The sequence below is a fragment of the Halalkalibaculum roseum genome (assembly GCF_011059145.1).
Classification (GTDB): domain Bacteria; phylum Bacteroidota; class Rhodothermia; order Balneolales; family Balneolaceae; genus Halalkalibaculum; species Halalkalibaculum roseum.
On record NZ_JAALLT010000002.1, the window covers coordinates 425,251 to 441,608 of the forward strand.

At 44.5% G+C, this 16,358-nt stretch carries 9 protein-coding genes and 2 riboswitches; of the genes, 7 read left to right on the plus strand and 2 right to left on the minus strand.

Annotation, left to right across the window (positions count from 1 at the left end; all coding sequences use genetic code 11):
* Positions 1 to 100: 100 nt before the first annotated feature.
* Positions 101 to 688 (plus strand): pyridoxamine 5'-phosphate oxidase family protein, encoded by a 588-nt coding sequence (locus G3570_RS05945; protein ID WP_165140254.1) that lies wholly within the window; start codon positions 101 to 103, stop codon positions 686 to 688.
* Between the two features lie 39 nt (positions 689 to 727).
* Here G3570_RS05945 and G3570_RS05950 read toward each other — a convergent pair whose 3' ends face one another.
* Entirely contained in the window at positions 728 to 1,093 is a 366-nt protein-coding gene (locus G3570_RS05950; RefSeq protein WP_165140256.1) for a hypothetical protein, read from the minus strand.
* A 684-nt stretch (positions 1,094 to 1,777) separates the two neighbouring features.
* Between G3570_RS05950 and G3570_RS05955 the strand changes: the two genes are divergently transcribed.
* Entirely contained in the window at positions 1,778 to 3,556 is a 1,779-nt protein-coding gene (locus G3570_RS05955) for a multicopper oxidase domain-containing protein (protein WP_346267224.1), read from the plus strand.
* Positions 3,557 to 3,664: 108 nt separating this feature from the next.
* Here G3570_RS05955 and G3570_RS05960 read toward each other — a convergent pair whose 3' ends face one another.
* Positions 3,665 to 5,326 carry an amidase gene (locus G3570_RS05960; protein WP_165140260.1) on the minus strand — a complete coding sequence of 554 codons (1,662 nt, stop codon included), beginning with the start codon at positions 5,324 to 5,326 and terminating at the stop codon, positions 3,665 to 3,667.
* Between the two features lie 476 nt (positions 5,327 to 5,802).
* Positions 5,803 to 6,068, plus strand: a riboswitch (cobalamin riboswitch).
* On the opposite strand from G3570_RS05960, the gene G3570_RS16535 reads away from it, so the two are divergent.
* The 5 genes from G3570_RS16535 (at position 6,028) to G3570_RS05985 (ending at position 16,292) form a co-directional block, all read left to right on the plus strand.
* Entirely contained in the window at positions 6,028 to 7,284 is a 1,257-nt protein-coding gene (locus tag G3570_RS16535) for an ABC transporter substrate-binding protein (protein ID WP_165140262.1), read from the plus strand. Its footprint overlaps the riboswitch before it by 41 nt.
* Entirely contained in the window at positions 7,277 to 8,359 is a 1,083-nt protein-coding gene (locus G3570_RS05970; protein WP_249066740.1) for a FecCD family ABC transporter permease, read from the plus strand. Before G3570_RS16535 ends, G3570_RS05970 begins: the two co-directional genes overlap by 8 nt.
* On the plus strand, positions 8,356 to 9,381 hold the full coding sequence (locus G3570_RS05975; protein WP_165140266.1) for an ABC transporter ATP-binding protein: 1,026 nt from the start codon (positions 8,356 to 8,358) through the stop codon (positions 9,379 to 9,381). The genes G3570_RS05970 and G3570_RS05975 overlap by 4 nt, the downstream gene beginning before the upstream one ends.
* Before the next feature lie 103 nt (positions 9,382 to 9,484).
* A riboswitch (cobalamin riboswitch) is annotated at positions 9,485 to 9,755 on the plus strand.
* Between the two features lie 117 nt (positions 9,756 to 9,872).
* A complete protein-coding gene (locus G3570_RS05980; protein WP_165140268.1) occupies positions 9,873 to 12,074 on the plus strand; it encodes a TonB-dependent receptor plug domain-containing protein in 2,202 nt (733 codons plus the stop codon).
* 603 nt (positions 12,075 to 12,677) lie between these two features.
* Positions 12,678 to 16,292, plus strand: coding sequence for a vitamin B12-dependent ribonucleotide reductase (locus G3570_RS05985; protein ID WP_165140270.1), 3,615 nt, complete (start codon positions 12,678 to 12,680; stop codon positions 16,290 to 16,292).
* Positions 16,293 to 16,358 lie beyond the last annotated feature (66 nt).

Below are 16,358 nucleotides of genomic sequence, written 5' to 3' on the forward strand. Positions count from 1 at the left end.
ACTTCATGGCAAAACTCTTGTTATATTATCGCGCTGTTAAGATTTGCCCGTTCATTTCTTAATTAGCATGGTACTATCTAATCGCAAATTTTATCTCCATATGCTTATAAAAGCGAAGAACAAACCTAGCCAGGCTTTATCCACAGTTATTAATGAAATCAAAAAAGGCTCACGAGACAGCAGGCATCCCTACCGGTATGTATCCCTCGCCACTTTTGACCCTGCCGCCGAGGAACCAAATATCCGGATGCTGATTAACCGGGAGATAAACAAAGATGGCACCGTGACTCTCTATACCGATGCCCGTACACATAAAGTCAATGAGCTTAAATCGATTGGGAATGCAGCGCTCTTATTCTGGCATGATCACCATAAGGTGCAGGTTACATTAAAAGCCGAGGTAGCTATCCACAACGATGACGAGGTTGCCGAAGAGTACTGGAAGAGTGATGTGCACGGAGCCGCCCAAAAAGCCTATACGCCACTGGTAGCACCGGGCGAGCGTATTGAAAATCCATCCGATGCCCACAATTGGCCAAAAGAGTTTACATCTGAATACTTCTGCGTTTTGAAATGTGTACCATTCGAAATGGAGATTCTGCAACTGGCGGGCAAAGAGCACCTTCGACTAAAATTTAAAAGAGACAATCCTGAAGAAGAATGGCAAGGGGACTGGATTGCACCTTAGTATCCCATATCTAACATAAGATTTTAAAAGAGAACGCTGTTATTCGGTGACTTCAAAGCTTACAAACTTTATGTTGGCATCTTCCGATTTTTCTTCCACCCAGAAATAAAAAACGATAGTCCCGGCTGTTTTGTCTCCGCTTAAAATATCACTGACTTCAAAGGTTTTTTTATGGAAACCGGCAATTCTGTTCTCCTCTGATGAAATAGGAGCCCAGAGAATAAACGGCAGAATGGACTGATCAAACACGGCATAATAAATGTCCTGGTCACTGCTGTTGAATACAGTCAATTGATTCTGATTGACTGTACCAATTATTCGATCTTCTTCAACCTGTATGGTATTGTCCGAACAGCCGGCTAACAAAAGGAAAATAAGGGTTAAAAGTAGTAATAATGATTTCATATATATTTTCAAGTAATTGATGTAATCGACCGGCGATAAAATCTTACACATTTCATTAATAAGATTGCTACAGGGAATCCTCATGATTTAGCTGTATTGTAGGCATGTATATTCCTGTCGTTCAACTATAAGGACACACCGGCTTTTAAGAATAACTATTCCCGGATAAAATATTTTATTCAGAGTTATTTTCGGAAACAAATTTAAGCTCTAAGCATTACGTAATGGTCAGGAAATTGGGTTAAAAGTATTTCAATAGGGCCGGGAGTATGTTCAGTATAGATTAGAAGACGTATAGCCTATTTTAAACAGTACGTCCGACGAGTAGACTTTCCCAAAGAGTGAATAATTATTCGATTTATAGTTAACTTCACTTAATCGGTAAACTTTGAAAAACACTTATCATAAAGGGTATCGAAATATTAGGATTTCATAACCATAACCCTTAGGAAGTAAAACCTATTAGGTTTACATTCTTCAATTATATAAATGAAAAAATATCAATTAATTAGGCCTAAATAATTTAATTCGGGATAATAGAAGGGCGGCCTTTCATAAAATAAAAGGGGATGGTGTATGTGTTGTCTAACAAACCGGTTTTTCTTGTTGTTATGCCTGTTATTTCTAACGCTAAATGTTGCTATTTCTCAAACAACAGAGCGATTAATTCGCCCCGGTACTGATGTGACTCTACCCAGAGTCTCTGCAAACGATAATACAATTACTGCCGGTAAGCTTACCGGAAACGTTTTATCAGTAGAACTGGAGGTCAGTTGGGCAGCTTTCCGAATGGAGACGGAAGATCGCCCCGGTCTTAGGGTGAGGGCTATAGGTGAAAAGGGAAAGGCACCACAAATACCCGGCCCGTTACTCAGGGTAGAAGCGGGAACTGTCATAAAGGCAAAAATCCATAATAAACTTCCCGATTCCTCGATAACTGTTTTTGGTTTACACACGCGACCTTCGGAGTTGTCGGATAGTTTGTTAATAGAGCCGGGGCAGTCAAAATTAATTGAGTTCGGTGTCGGAGAGCCTGGCACTTATTTGTACTGGATACGTGTCGGAATGGGGATTTTACCGGATATGGGAGAAATGGATCAGCTTGCGGGAGCATTAGTTATTGATCCTAAAGGAGGTTCACCGGAAGACAGGATAATGGTGATTAATATTTTTAGCGAAAGAGCCGACACTCTCAAATATGATGTGCCCTGGTTTGAATCTCTGACTATCAATGGACTCTCCTGGCCTTATACGGAACGGATACGTCCATCGGTAGGAGATACCCTCAGGTGGAGAGTGATCAACGCTTCAAACAGGAATCACCCTATGCACCTTCATGGGTTCTACTACGATATAACCTCTAGAGGCGATTGGCTTAAAGATCGACATTATAATGACAATGAGATTAGAACTGTTGTTACTGAATTTATGAGGAGGAGAGAGACCATGATGATGGAATGGGTACCAAAGAGGCCCGGAAATTGGCTGTTTCATTGCCATTTGTCATTTCACGTGTCCCCCGAAATACGACTGCCCGGTGCCGGGGAATTGGATGAAGATCATGTTCATATGGCAGGACTGGTTATGGGTATTGAAGTTTCTCCGGGACCGACGGATTTGATTTCAAGGGGAGAGCCGAGGGAGTTGAAATTATATGCCAATGAGTATAAAACTGATTCGCTTTCCCGGTTTGGTTTTTCACTTGATCCGTACTACAAACCGGATTCTGTTAAATTAACAGCCCCGGGACCATTATTGATAATGAAGCAATACCAAAGTACGAATGTCACGGTATCTAACCGCATGTCTATACCCACCGGAGTTCACTGGCACGGGCTGGAGCTTGACAGCTGGGCAGACGGTGTTCCGAATTGGAGTGCATCGGATGGAAAAGTTTCTCCCATCATTGCTCCGGGCAAAGAATTCACTTATAAGCTATCCCATATGAGGTCCGGAACTTTTATTTACCATAGTCATCTTGACGATATACATCAGCTTACCGGCGGACTGTACGGTGGTCTTGTAGTGTTGCCGGAGGGCAAAACGTATGATCCTGATACCGATCATGTCTACATCGTTCAGTGGAGAACCCCAAATCCTCAAGCTTTTAGTGATGTGGAACTCAATGGCAGAGTGCAACAGCCGGATATTCAGATAAAGGCAGGAGAATTACACAGAATACGTGTGATAAATATCGCTCCGGCAGGGAATATTTCTGTACGAATGTTGAAAGGTGAAGAATCATATCCCATCATGGCCCTGGCAAAGGACGGCGCGGACCTTCCGGAAAGTCAGCAGGTTCAAATTGAAGAGAGTCCGCGTTTTGGAGTTGGCGAGACGGCTGATTTTTTATTTACGGCAACCGAGCCGGGCAATTATGAATTAGTGGTAGGATATAGTCCAAAATTCAGCTGGCGACAGAAATGGATTGTTGGAGTAAATGAAAACCTTACTAAAGAATAATTAAGATAGAAAGTTCAGCTAACTGCCTTAACCGGATCCTTAAGACTTCATTCTAGGTAATGGTCATAATTGCCTGATTTAAAAACGGTTTTAGGCAGCCTTCCCTTATTATTTTTTGAACATTTCAGGGTGCTGTTTATGGAAATCTGTGGCCTGTTGGTATGTTTTGGCAACACCTAACAGGGTAGCCTCATCAAACAGGTTGCCCATGAAGGTAATACTGGTGGGCTCTCGGTTATCATTGAAGCCGTTGGGCAACACAACTGACGGGTGACCTGTAAGGTTGGTCAGCACGAGATTGCTCCCACCAAAAGCTGGAGAGACGTATACATCCACATTCTGCATCACCGAATCCATTTTTTGGATCAGTACTTCCCTGGCCCGGTTCGCCTGAATATACTCCACGGCCGGGATAAAACGGGAGGCCCGAAAGACGTTGGGCCAGGCATTTTGTCCCTGCCGCACCATCTCATCATCCTTTCCACTGCGTGTCAGTTCATCGAAAGCCGCAGCTCCCTCAGCTGATAAGATAAAGCTCAATGCTCCGGAGGGATAATCAGGAAGTTCTATTGGAATCAGTTTGGCTCCAAGATCTCGAAGTGTGGCGAGGGTGAGACTGTCATTATCATGGTTATAATAATCCCTATTGAAAGCCGATTTGAGGTAACCGATACGCAGTTTGCTGAGGTCCGTTTCTTGCTTGTAATTGAATGGAAGGTCAATAACGCTTTGATCGTGGCCGTCCGGACCATAAATAGCGTCAAATACTATCGCAGCATCCTCAACCGATCGTGTTATGGGACCGACTTTGTCCATAGTCCAGCTTAAAGCCATCGCTCCATGGCGACTGACTCGTCCGAAGGTAGGTCTCAGCCCCGTAGTCCCGGTACGGGATGAGGGAGAAACTATAGAACCCAGGGTCTCTGTACCGATGGCGAAGGGGACCAGTCCTGCGGCTGTGGTAGCGGCTGAACCCGCTGAGGAACCGCTGGATCCTCGCTCAAGGTTCCATGGACTTCGAGTTCTACCCCCGAACCATACATCGCCCCAGGCAAGGGCACCAAGGGTAGTCTTGGCTACCAAAATGGCACCTGCTTCATCCAGCCTCCGGGCCACGGTCGAGGTCAAATTAAAAGTTTGCTCCTTGAATGGCATGGCTCCCCAGGTTGTTTTATAACCTTTTACCGCAAAAAGATCCTTCAGCCCATATGGGATTCCATGCAGCGGTCCTCGATAAGTACCGGTGTCCAGTTCTTCATCACGTTTTCGGGCCTGTTCGAGTGCTCTTTCTTCGGTCAATGTGACCACTGCATGCAAGGTGTCATCAAATCTGTGCAGCCTGTCGATAAAAAATTCAGTGAGTTCTACGGAGGTAATCTCTCTCTGTTTTATCAGGGAAGCCAGTTCCTTGACTGTGTAGAAGGCGAGTTCCGAACGGTTTTCAGGCATCGGTACATCCTCCGGTATATCCCAGTGGATAGGTTCCTGCTCATGGTTGAAGGTTTTACCCGGAGGGATGGGATTAAAAATAAGAGAAGGGGGTAACGAATTCGGCAGATTGAGTTCACGAATAGACTGATAATCTTCCCGGGCACTTTCTAAATCCTCGAGCATGGAGTCGCGTTCGGCTTCGGTAAATTCCAATCCTATGATTTTAGAAGCCTCAGTCACCACTGTGGAGGTAATATCGCTATTGATCACAGAAATTGAGGTGAAGGCGAGGATGAAGCCCAGTGAGATGCCCAGGGCAAGAGTAACAGATTGTTTCATGATTATCAGTGAAATAAGTTGTAAATGTATCTGCCAATATAATAGCCTGCGAAGAAAATAGAAGGGAATTCACAGTCTTTAACAATGAGCATTCTAAGATGCCGGGGAAGGTAAAGTCAGACTATAGCTTGAAAATAAAATAAGGGCGCCACCGATCAGGATGACGCCCCTAAGGGATATTGGGATATACTCTTTAACAACTAAAAAAATCTATCTAAAAGTGATCAGCTCACTTTAGAAGTATTGTAAATGAGCCGATGTTACCAGCTCTTTTACAATCATCTTTTAGAATACCTAACACTAACGAAGAGGCTGCTTCTTTATTGGATAAAAAGTGTAATTAATTTCAGATTTCTTGTCGTTACTAACCCACACAACCTGATAACTTAATCAGGCCGTTTTAAAATGAACATCTTCTTCTGATTGGCTTCTTGGATGAATTACCATTATTATGGCGGGTACATTCTTAAACTTTCAATTACTGATTTGATATGGGTCCCTGTCTCTTAATGAATTGAGTGCAGGGTGAATAGGGAATCCGGTGATTTCATAATGAATGGGAAAGTCCGGAGCAGTCCCCGCTGCTGTAAGTTTCACGCACATAGAGCTCATCGGAGCTGTTTTTGTGCGTATCTTTTGATACCAACCATATACCACTCTTGCCTGCTTTTTATGTTTGTGCAAGGGGAAGGTTCTCAGAAGTGGAACAAGCCAGAAGACCTGCCTGTGTTGATGAAGGAAATGCTTTCGGGAGAAAAGCTGAACCTATGCCTGAAACATCTCTTCGCTACGCTTGCTTATTATCATTTGTCGCCTGGTTGAGCTTCATATCTTGTACTTCTGATGGAAGCCGCGAATCCAAAGCAAACCGGGTGAGTCAGACTACTTATACATTTAGGGATACGGCTACGGTTAAGTATGCCAGCGGATTCCACATCGAATATAAAGAGAACTACAAGCTGCTCGAAATACGAAACCCCTATCAGGATCTTACAGATACACTTCGTTATATCCTAAAGCCGCGGGGAATAGTGCTTGATACGGCATTTACCGATGCACAGGTGATAGATATTCCGGTTCGGACAATGATCGCCACATCGACAACGCATATAGCACTGACAGAGATGCTGGAGGCTAACGAAATTATCACCGGCATGGTCGGTGCTGAATATGCCTACAGTTCTGAAATCAAAAAAATGTTGGACGAAGGAAAAATTACAGGATTCAACCAGGGTGAATTCAACAAAGAGCAGGCCTTAGCCTTGCAACCCGACCTGATAATGGTTTCAGCCGGTCAATCCTCCCAATTTGATGATTATCGCGTTCTTATGGATTCGGGGATTAATGTATTATTAAATTCCGAGTGGCTTGAGACAACGCCATTGGGAAAAGCTGAATGGGTGAAGATGATGGGGGCATTATTGAACCGCGAAGATATGGCCAATGAACAGTTTGGAAAAGTTGCCACTCAGTATCACAACCTAAAGGGAAAAGTTGCGGAAGCGAAGGAGAAGCCTCTCGTGATTAATAATTTGCCTTACAAAGGTGCGTGGTTTGTTTCTGGAGGCGATAGTTTTACCGCCCGTTACCTAAAAGATGCCGGGGCTGATTATCCATGGTATGGAAACTCATCTACCGGCGGACTGCGAAAAGACTTCGAAGCGGTCTATGAAGTGGGGTTAAAGGCAGATGTGTGGATCAATCCGGGAGCTGCCAATTCACTGGACGAAATCATTGAAAAGGATTCTCGATTCCGGGATTTCAAGCCTTTAAAAAGCGGAAGAATCTACAATAACAATAGGCGCATGAGTGATTCAGGTGGAAATGACTACTGGGAGTCGGGAGTGGTACATCCGGAACGCGTACTTGCCGATTTGATACATATTTTTCATCCTGAAATTCTCTCGGAAAGAGAACTATACTACTACAAAAAACTTGATGTGGGTGCTGATGAGTAGTAGTGAAGTCCATACCAAACATAAATGGCCTGATACTACCATCAATACCGGTTATCTATTGCTGTTGGTTGCGGGGGTGGCAGTACTATTTCTTGGCAACATAGCACTTGGGTCGGTATCCATACCCATTGGGGATATCATAAACATATTATTCAGGGGAGAATCCGATAATGCGGCCTGGGTTAAGATTATTGAAAATATCCGTATTCCACGTGCTTTTACGGCTATTCTGGCAGGAAGTGCCCTTTCTGTGGGCGGATTGTTGATGCAGACCTTGTTTCGTAATCCACTGGCAGGACCCTCGGTACTTGGCATTACCGCAGGTGCCAGTTTGGGTGTAGCCATAGTGATGTTAACGGCAGGTACCATCACCAGTATTTTTGCAATTCAGCAGCTTGGAAGTCTGGGAAGCTGGATGATAATCGTTGCTGCCAGTATCGGCTCGGCTGCAGTACTGCTATTGATACTGTTGATATCTATGCGTATCCGTGACAGTGTAACGCTGTTGATAATAGGGCTCATGATAGGAAACATGACTATTGCCCTGGTGAGTATCTGGCAATATTTCAGTAATCCTGAGCAGATTCGTGATTATCTGATCTGGACCTTCGGCAGCCTGGGCGGGGTTACATCAGGACAGCTTTGGCTTTTAACTCCGGTGGTGGTCGTCGGATCATTTATTGCTTTTGGCCTTTCAAAAAATCTCAATGGAATGTTGCTGGGAGAGAATTATGCCCGAAGCATGGGGCTTTCGGTACAGCGATCCAGAATTTGGATTATCCTAAGTACAAGTTTGCTTGCAGGAGGAGTTACTGCATTTTGCGGTCCTATTGGCTTTGTCGGGGTTGCGGTGCCTCACCTGACCAGATCCCTGCTGAATACCAATGAGCATCGCATTCTAATACCTGCAACCTTTCTGATGGGAGCCATGCTGATGCTCGCCTGTGACATAGTTGCCCAGGTTCCCGGTAGTTCAACAACCCTGCCTATCAGCGCGGTAACTTCAATGGTGGGCTCACCGGTGGTAATTTGGGTAATTATCAAACGAAAAAACCTTCAGGCTTCCTTTTCATGACCGAGAAAAACGTCGTCTTACATACCGAAGACCTGAAGATAGGTTACAAAGCCAAAGGAGGGCAGGAGACCATCGTAGCTGAGCATATAGATGTGGACCTTCATTCCGGGGAGCTTATTTGCCTGTTAGGACCTAACGGTTCCGGAAAATCCACGCTGATTAAAACGCTGGCCGGAGTTCATAGCAAGCTCGGGGGACAGATCACCGTCTTTAATGAATCAATTGATTTGTTGTCAAGAAAAGAGATTGCCCATCGACTAAGCACTGTACTGACAGATCGGGTGACGGTAGGTAACCTTTCTGTGTATAACCTCGTTGCATTTGGACGTTCTCCCTACACCGGGTGGCTGGGTTCCCTGAGCAAAGAGGACGAGGAGAAAGTACGTTGGGCGATAGAGGCAACAGGATTAAAAGAATTTGTAAATAGGGATATCAACAAACTAAGTGACGGAGAATTACAAAAGGTAATGATAGCTAGGGCACTCGCGCAGGATACATCAGTCATTCTGCTGGACGAACCTACGGCCCATCTGGACCTGCCGAACCGTGTCGAAATTATTCGCCTATTGCGTAAGCTGGCGCATGAAACAGGGAAAGGCATCCTACTTTCTACACATGAACTTGATCTCGCTTTGAAGGCCGGTGACCGCATATGGTTGATGAATAGGGAAAAAGAGTTATTCAAAGGGGTACCCGAAGATCTGGTGCTCAACGGTACATTCGAGGAGGTATTTAAAAAAGACAGTTTTGATTTTGATATAGAGACCGGGTCATTCAAGATCCACCGGCATAAAGATAAAATTGTTTCAGTTAATGGAGATCCGGTTCCGGTCTTCTGGACGCGACGGGCATTGGAAAGAGAAGGATATCGTGTTGTGGAAGGAGAGGGTGCTTCACTTACGATAACTGCGCAAACAACAAAGGAGAGTTATAGATGGCAGATCAATGACAAACTTTCAATCATTAATGCAAGATCAGTCTATGAACTTCTTTCAGCCTTGCGTAAAGAGAATCTTAGTTAATAGCTGCAGTTAACGGGCGGTACTAAAAGAAGGAACAGAAATAAATTAGACCTCCGATTTGACCATTCTGCAATATCCGTTTTGAAAGTTTAATTACTCACTTTATTTTCGGTCGTGCATTGGTTTCGCCCCGTCTTAGCGGGTCGGATTAAAAGGGAATCCGGTGACATTTCCATTTACATGGTTAGATGAAGTCCGGAGCATTCCCCGATGCTGTAAGTTCTCCGCATATAAATCTTACAAGACAAGTTTATGTGCGTAACTTTTGATACCAACCAAGAACCACTCTTGCATATAAATTTTTATTTATCTGTGAGGGGAAGGCTGTCAAAAGGAGAACGAGCCAGAAGACCTGCCTCTGCATGTACATTCGTAGCTTTCGGGAGAAAAGCGAAGAGTAGATGCAGTCCCTATTACTGTATTTAGCCCTTTTAAGGTTTCCCAAAGGTGCGAATGATGTTTCATCATCATTTGTAACCTAACACACAAGAATGAATATATTTAAACCACTTCTAACGGTTTCAGCCGTTTTAGCGATACCGCTATTCCTGCCGATCGATGCGGCGGCCCAATCTGAAACTACACAAATTGATACCGCAAAAGTCTACACCCTGGATGAAGTCATTATCAGTGCCAGCCGCATTGAGGAGAATCCATCCATGGTTGGGCGTAATGTAACGGTCATTAGCAGGGAAGACATAGAAAAGTCTCTTGCATTTAATATAGCCGATTTGCTTGCCGAACAGGAGAGCATTCATATGATCGGTAACAACCAGACACCGGGTTCGCTGCAACAGGGTTTTATACGCAACTCTAACAGCCGTCATTCAGTGATTATGGTAGACGGGGTTCGCATCAGCGATCCCTCTACGGTCAACAACAGTGCCGACCTCTCGGAGCTTTCCCTTGCCGGGGTGGAGCGTATTGAAATAGTACGAGGCTCTCACAGTACGCTTTATGGCTCATCGGCAATAGGAGGTGTAATTAATATTATCACAAAGAAAAAAGGCGCGGAAGGCTTTAATCTTGATTTCACGACCGACCAAAGTCTTTTTAACCGGCAATCATGGTCGACCAGGAATAATATGATGGTCAATATGACGTCACCCGGTGGCTTTTATGCCGATGCCGGATTTTCCCATCAATACTCCAACGGTATGGATGCTACCATAGACACCGTTAACGCTCCGAACTCATACAATCCCCAGGACCGTGATGAATTCAGAAAACTTGACCTGATTGGAAAGGTGGGATATAAGACGGATAAATCAGATATCTTCATATCGTACCGCAATGAAAATCAGAGCAATGAGGTAGATCAGGGTGCCTTTAATGATGACGACAACGCAAAGGTAGATTTCTATCGTGACCTTTTTTCTTACGGCGCTTCTTATTCTTTCAATAACAAGCTTGAGGTTGGTTATGAAGGAGCCTATTCCGATTTGGGTAGAGACTTTGTCAACGACTCTTCCCGAATTAATGCAGCCGGTGATTTTGACGGTACCTATGTAGAGACCAATGCAGAGGGAACGCTTTGGGAAAATGCCCTGACGACCACTTTGAGAACCGATCACCTAAAATCAATTCTGGGAGTTGAATCCTCCGTCCAGACCATGAGTTCAAGGAATTACGTTTTCAGCAGAAGTCCCTTTGGTGTATTTGAGCAAGTGACTGATCTGGATTCTTTAAATCTAAAAGAATCTATCAATTCGGCTTTTATCCATTCGGAAATTAACGGAGGTGTGATTGGGAGGTCAATGGAACCTTTTTCATTAGTTCTGGGAACTCGCTACTCGCACCATAACAAATTCGGAGGGCACCTAACTTACGAGGTTAATCCAAAACTGAGGCTCTCAAATTCTTCTCTTGTGTATGCAGCCCTGACGACGGGGTACAATGCTCCTTCATTGTACCAGTTGAATTCACCTGAGCAGGGTTTTGGTGCTTTCACTAATAGGGGTAATCCGAACCTTGAACCCGAAAAATCGGTCTCTTATGAGTTGGGTTGGAAACAGGAGTTCGGTGATTTCATGAATCTCAATATATCCCTGTTCAGAACGGTTGTCAGTGATGTTATCGAATATGTTTATCTCTGGGAAGGCAACAGTGCGATCAATAATCTAACTGCTAACGAGTATCTGGGTGATACTTATTTGAATATTTCCCGTCAGGAGATCAATGGTTTTGAAATGGGTCTTGATATAAGGCCGGCATCAAACCTGGAGTTCAGTGGGAATCTAAGCCTGACAGATGCTACTCTGTTCTTTTCTCCGGAGGACATCAATCAATCGTATACCGGTGGCAATCATGTTCAGATTTTTGAAAGCGGAGCGTTCGTAAATGAATCGCAGGAGATTGATGGGCTAACCCGACGTCCGCAGGTATCCTCTACACTCAAGGTAACGTATAGACCTCTTACAAAGCTAAGAGTGATGGCAACTACCCAGTTTATAGGTTCACGTGATGATGTTTTCTATAGTGCCGGCCTGGGACCTTTCGGAGCTCAGGATAGGGGACGTGTAGCGGGATACAATATTACTGATCTAACGGTGGGTTACCGGCTGACTAAAAATTTATCCCTGACTGCAAAAGTAAGCAACCTATTCGATACAGATTATATTGAAATTAATGGATTTCAAACCCGCGGCAGGGGGGTAATGGTCAGAGCGAAGGTTGATTTCGGTTCATTTTAAAAATAGATATTGCAAAATATAATTCTATAAAGCCACTTTATTTCTTTACCAATCAATCAAAAAATACCTGTGAGTGGTAACTATTTTACTTTCTTACATGAATATTTAATACAAATATAAAATAATAAGATGTATATATTATATATTATTTAAATACATATTAAATTATTAAATAATGACTGAATATGTTTAGTAACAATATTTATTGCGATAGACAATAAGTAAGATAAATTAATCGCCAATTATTATTGTGGATAATTATCCACAGCTACATTTAGTCGAAAATACGATTTCTAAAAAGTACTAATCAGGCTATTGGACGTACTTTTCATAGCAATATTTCGTGACTTGACGGTTTCTATATTCGAGTATTTCAATGATAAAATTATTACAAAATTGTTATTGCGAAATATCTCCTAAGTCTCTAAAAATCAATTGTGGATAACTACCCATATTTGTGGAAAAGTATTCCAATTTTAACTTGCACACCTGCCTGAGTCCTGTATATTATCAGACACGAAACGGCTTGAATAGGGCAAGCCTTTCTTCTTCTCAAGTTTATTTTCTAAGACAGAATCAAAGTTAAGTTACAGGAGTTTATCTATGAAATTTACACGCTATTACACCAAGGACGAATGGGATACCCCTTTCGGAGACATGAAGTTCGTTACCAGGAAATCAGAAATTAAGAATCCGGACGGTTCCATTGTATTTCAGATGGATGAGGTGACCGTACCGAAATCCTGGTCACAAATGTCAACAGATATTATCGCCCAGAAATATTTCAGGAAAGCCGGAGTCCCTGCAAAAATCAAGAAGAAGTCGGAGAAAGGCGTCCCTAAATGGCTGCAACAATCCGTTGCTGATGAGAAAGCTCTAAAAAAATTGGAAGAAGAAGACCGCTACGGTTCCGAAACCGATAGCCGCCAGGTTTTTCATCGTCTCGCGGGATGCTGGACCTATTGGGCATGGAAACACGATTACTTTGATTCTGAAAAAGATGCCAAGATTTTTTATGACGAACTGTGTTATATGCTGGCCAACCAGATGGCGGCACCGAACAGTCCTCAATGGTTCAACACCGGATTGAATTGGGCCTATGGCATTAATGGTCCTGCGCAGGGACACTATTATGTAGATGGAAAGACCGGAGAACTAAAGAAATCGGAAGATGCCTATACCCATCCGCAGCCACATGCCTGCTTTATACAAAGTATTGACGACAATCTTGTAAATGAAGGCGGTATCATGGACCTATGGGTTCGTGAGGCGCGCCTCTTTAAGTATGGTTCCGGGACAGGCAGCAACTTCTCAAAAATTCGCGGTGAAGGCGAACCGCTGAGCGGTGGCGGCAGGTCTTCCGGATTGATGAGTTTCCTGAAGATAGGTGATAAAGCAGCCGGTGCTATTAAATCAGGCGGAACCACCCGGCGTGCTGCCAAAATGGTGACTTTGGATCTGGATCACCCGGATATTGAAGAGTATGTCAATTGGAAAGTTCGGGAAGAGCAGAAAGTGGCTTCCATTGTAACAGGTTCCAAAATTCTGGAGCAGCACCTCAGAAAAATTATCAAGCTTTGCAATAAACCTGTTGAGATTGAAGGCAGAACCTTTAACGGAGCTGTCAGCCGTGATCCACTCAAAAACAAAGAGCTGGGCCAGGCGATTAAAGAAGCAAAACAGGACCAGGTTCCTCTTAACTATATAGAGCGGGTTGTTCAGCTGGCTGCCCAGGGTTTCACCGATCTTAAATTTGACACCTACGATACGGATTGGGATTCCGAAGCCTATAATACGGTAAGCGGTCAGAATTCCAATAACTCCGTCCGCGTGCCCAACAGCTTTATGAAAGCGGTTAAGGAAGACAAGGAGTGGAACCTGTATTATAGAACCGAGCTCCGCGATGCTAAAGAGGAAGGCCGAGAACCCGAAGCCCACAAGACAATGAAGGCGCGCGAACTTTGGGATGATATTTCCTATGCTGCTTGGTCTTGTGCAGATCCCGGTGCCCAGTATCATGATACAATCAACGAGTGGCATACCTGTCCCGAAGACGGACCGATCAATGCCAGCAATCCTTGTTCAGAGTATATGTTCCTGGACAACACGGCCTGCAATTTGGCTTCGTTAAATCTCATGAAGTATTTCAAGACTGATGAATGCAAGGAATTTGATGTCGAATCTCTTAAGTTTGCTTCCCGTATCTGGACTACAGTGCTTGAAATCTCTGTATTGATGGCCCAGTTTCCTTCCAAGGAAATTGCCGACCTATCTTATAAATTCCGGACTCTCGGTCTCGGATATGCAAATCTAGGAGCTGCCCTGATGGTACAAGGCGTACCGTATGATAGTCCCGAAGGTTGTGCTATTGCAGGGTCACTGACCAGCATCATCCATATGGGTGCCTATGCTACCAGTGCAGAACTGGCTAAAGAGCTGGGTACTTTTGAAGGATACGAAAGAAACGAAGAACATATGCAGCGGGTGCTCAGAAATCACCGTCGTGCAGCTTATAACGTGGATCCCGAGAAGTACGAAGGTCTAACTGTCAAGCCGATGGGTATCGATGCAAATATTGCACCGGATTACCTGCTCAAAGCAGCACGCGAAGAAGCTGACCGGGCTGTTGAGATGGGAGAGAAGCATGGCTTCCGAAATGCGCAGGTTACCGTGTTGGCACCCACCGGTACTATCGGACTCGTTATGGACTGTGATACAACCGGTATTGAACCAGACTTTGCACTGGTCAAGTTTAAGAAATTGGCCGGCGGCGGGTATTTTAAGATTATCAATCAGAGCGTGCCTAGAGCGCTGGATAATCTCGGGTATTCTCCAAAAGAGAGTGAAGAGATTATCAAGTACGCAAAGGGTCATGCTACTCTGGAAGGTTGCCCGCACATCAATGAGGAAACTCTCCGGGAGATGGGATTCGATGATGAGCAGCTGGATTCCATCGAGGAAGCACTGCCCAGCACTTTCGATATCAAATTTGCCTTCAACCAGTGGACACTGGGTGAAGAGTTTTGCAAAGAGGTATTGGATCTCAGCGAAGAGCAACTGTCGAACCCCCAGTTCGATATGCTGAAGCATCTTGGTTTCAGTATCCAGGAGATTCAGGAAGCAAACGATTATGTTTGCGGTACAATGACGATAGAGGGAGCTCCCCACATCAAGGATGAGCACCTGCCTGTATTCGACTGTGCCAACCGCTGCGGTCGCACCGGGACTCGTTATATCAAGCCCGGCGGACACATTCGCATGATGGCCGCTGCACAGCCCTTTATTTCAGGTGCTATCTCTAAAACCATCAACCTTCCCAATGAAGCAACCATTGATGACTTCAAGGATGCTTACATGTTATCGTGGGAGCTGATGCTTAAAGCCAATGCACTTTATCGAGACGGTTCAAAGCTCAGTCAACCGCTTAACAGTTTGAGCGATGTCTTTGAGGAATTGGATGATGAAGATCTGGACGAAGAGACCGCAGCAGCACAGGACAAAGTGGTAGAATCCGCCGAACGCATCATCCATAAATACGTAGCCAAGCGTCAGCGTATGCCAAACCGAAGAAGCGGGTATACCCAGAAGGTTAAGATTGGGGGTCAAAGCGTCTACTTGCGTACAGGTGAATATGAAAACGGACAACTCGGTGAAATATTTATTGATATGCACCGTGAAGGCGCCGCTTTCAGAAGCCTCACTAACTGCTTTGCTATCGCCATTTCGCTGGGATTACAGCACGGCGTACCGCTTGAAGAATTTGTTGATGCCTTTACCTTCACCAAGTTTGAGCCAAGCGGTATGGTCAATGGAAGTCCGCATATTAAAATGACCACATCGGTTATTGACTTCATCTTCCGTGAATTGGCAGTAACCTATCTTGGCCGGGATGACCTGGCTCATGTTCCTGCCGAAGAGATACTTACCCGAAAGCTACGTCCTTCCGAGCAGGAAAAGAAGACGAAGGAAGAAGCTTCCCGAAACGGGCAGGATGTAGAAGCAAAAGGACAACCTCAGCCACAGCCGGAGACGGTGGGCGATACCACACAAACCGGCAGTGAGAGGCAAACCAAAGGAAGTTATGAAAGTGATTATGAACGGGCGAAAGAATTAGGCTATACCGGCGACTCTTGCCCTGAATGCGGGAGCATGACTATGGTTCGCAATGGTACATGTCAAAAATGTATCACATGCGGCTCAACCACGGGCTGTTCCTAATAATTCATTTCCCATGAGAACAACATCAAGCCTGTCGGATGATATCCGGCAGGCTTTCTTATTTTG

Excerpts from the sequence above, each read along its gene's own strand:
- G3570_RS05970 (WP_249066740.1), top strand. The coding sequence starts at position 7,277 with ATGAGTAGTAGTGAAGTCCATACCAAACATAAATGGCCTGATACTACC.
- G3570_RS05975 (WP_165140266.1), top strand. The coding sequence starts at position 8,356 with ATGACCGAGAAAAACGTCGTCTTACATACCGAAGACCTGAAGATAGGT.
- G3570_RS05945 (WP_165140254.1), top strand. The coding sequence starts at position 101 with ATGCTTATAAAAGCGAAGAACAAACCTAGCCAGGCTTTATCCACAGTT.
- G3570_RS05980 (WP_165140268.1), top strand. The coding sequence starts at position 9,873 with ATGAATATATTTAAACCACTTCTAACGGTTTCAGCCGTTTTAGCGATA.
- G3570_RS05985 (WP_165140270.1), top strand. The coding sequence starts at position 12,678 with ATGAAATTTACACGCTATTACACCAAGGACGAATGGGATACCCCTTTC.
- G3570_RS05950 (WP_165140256.1), bottom strand. The coding sequence starts at position 1,093 with ATGAAATCATTATTACTACTTTTAACCCTTATTTTCCTTTTGTTAGCC.
- G3570_RS05960 (WP_165140260.1), bottom strand. The coding sequence starts at position 5,326 with ATGAAACAATCTGTTACTCTTGCCCTGGGCATCTCACTGGGCTTCATC.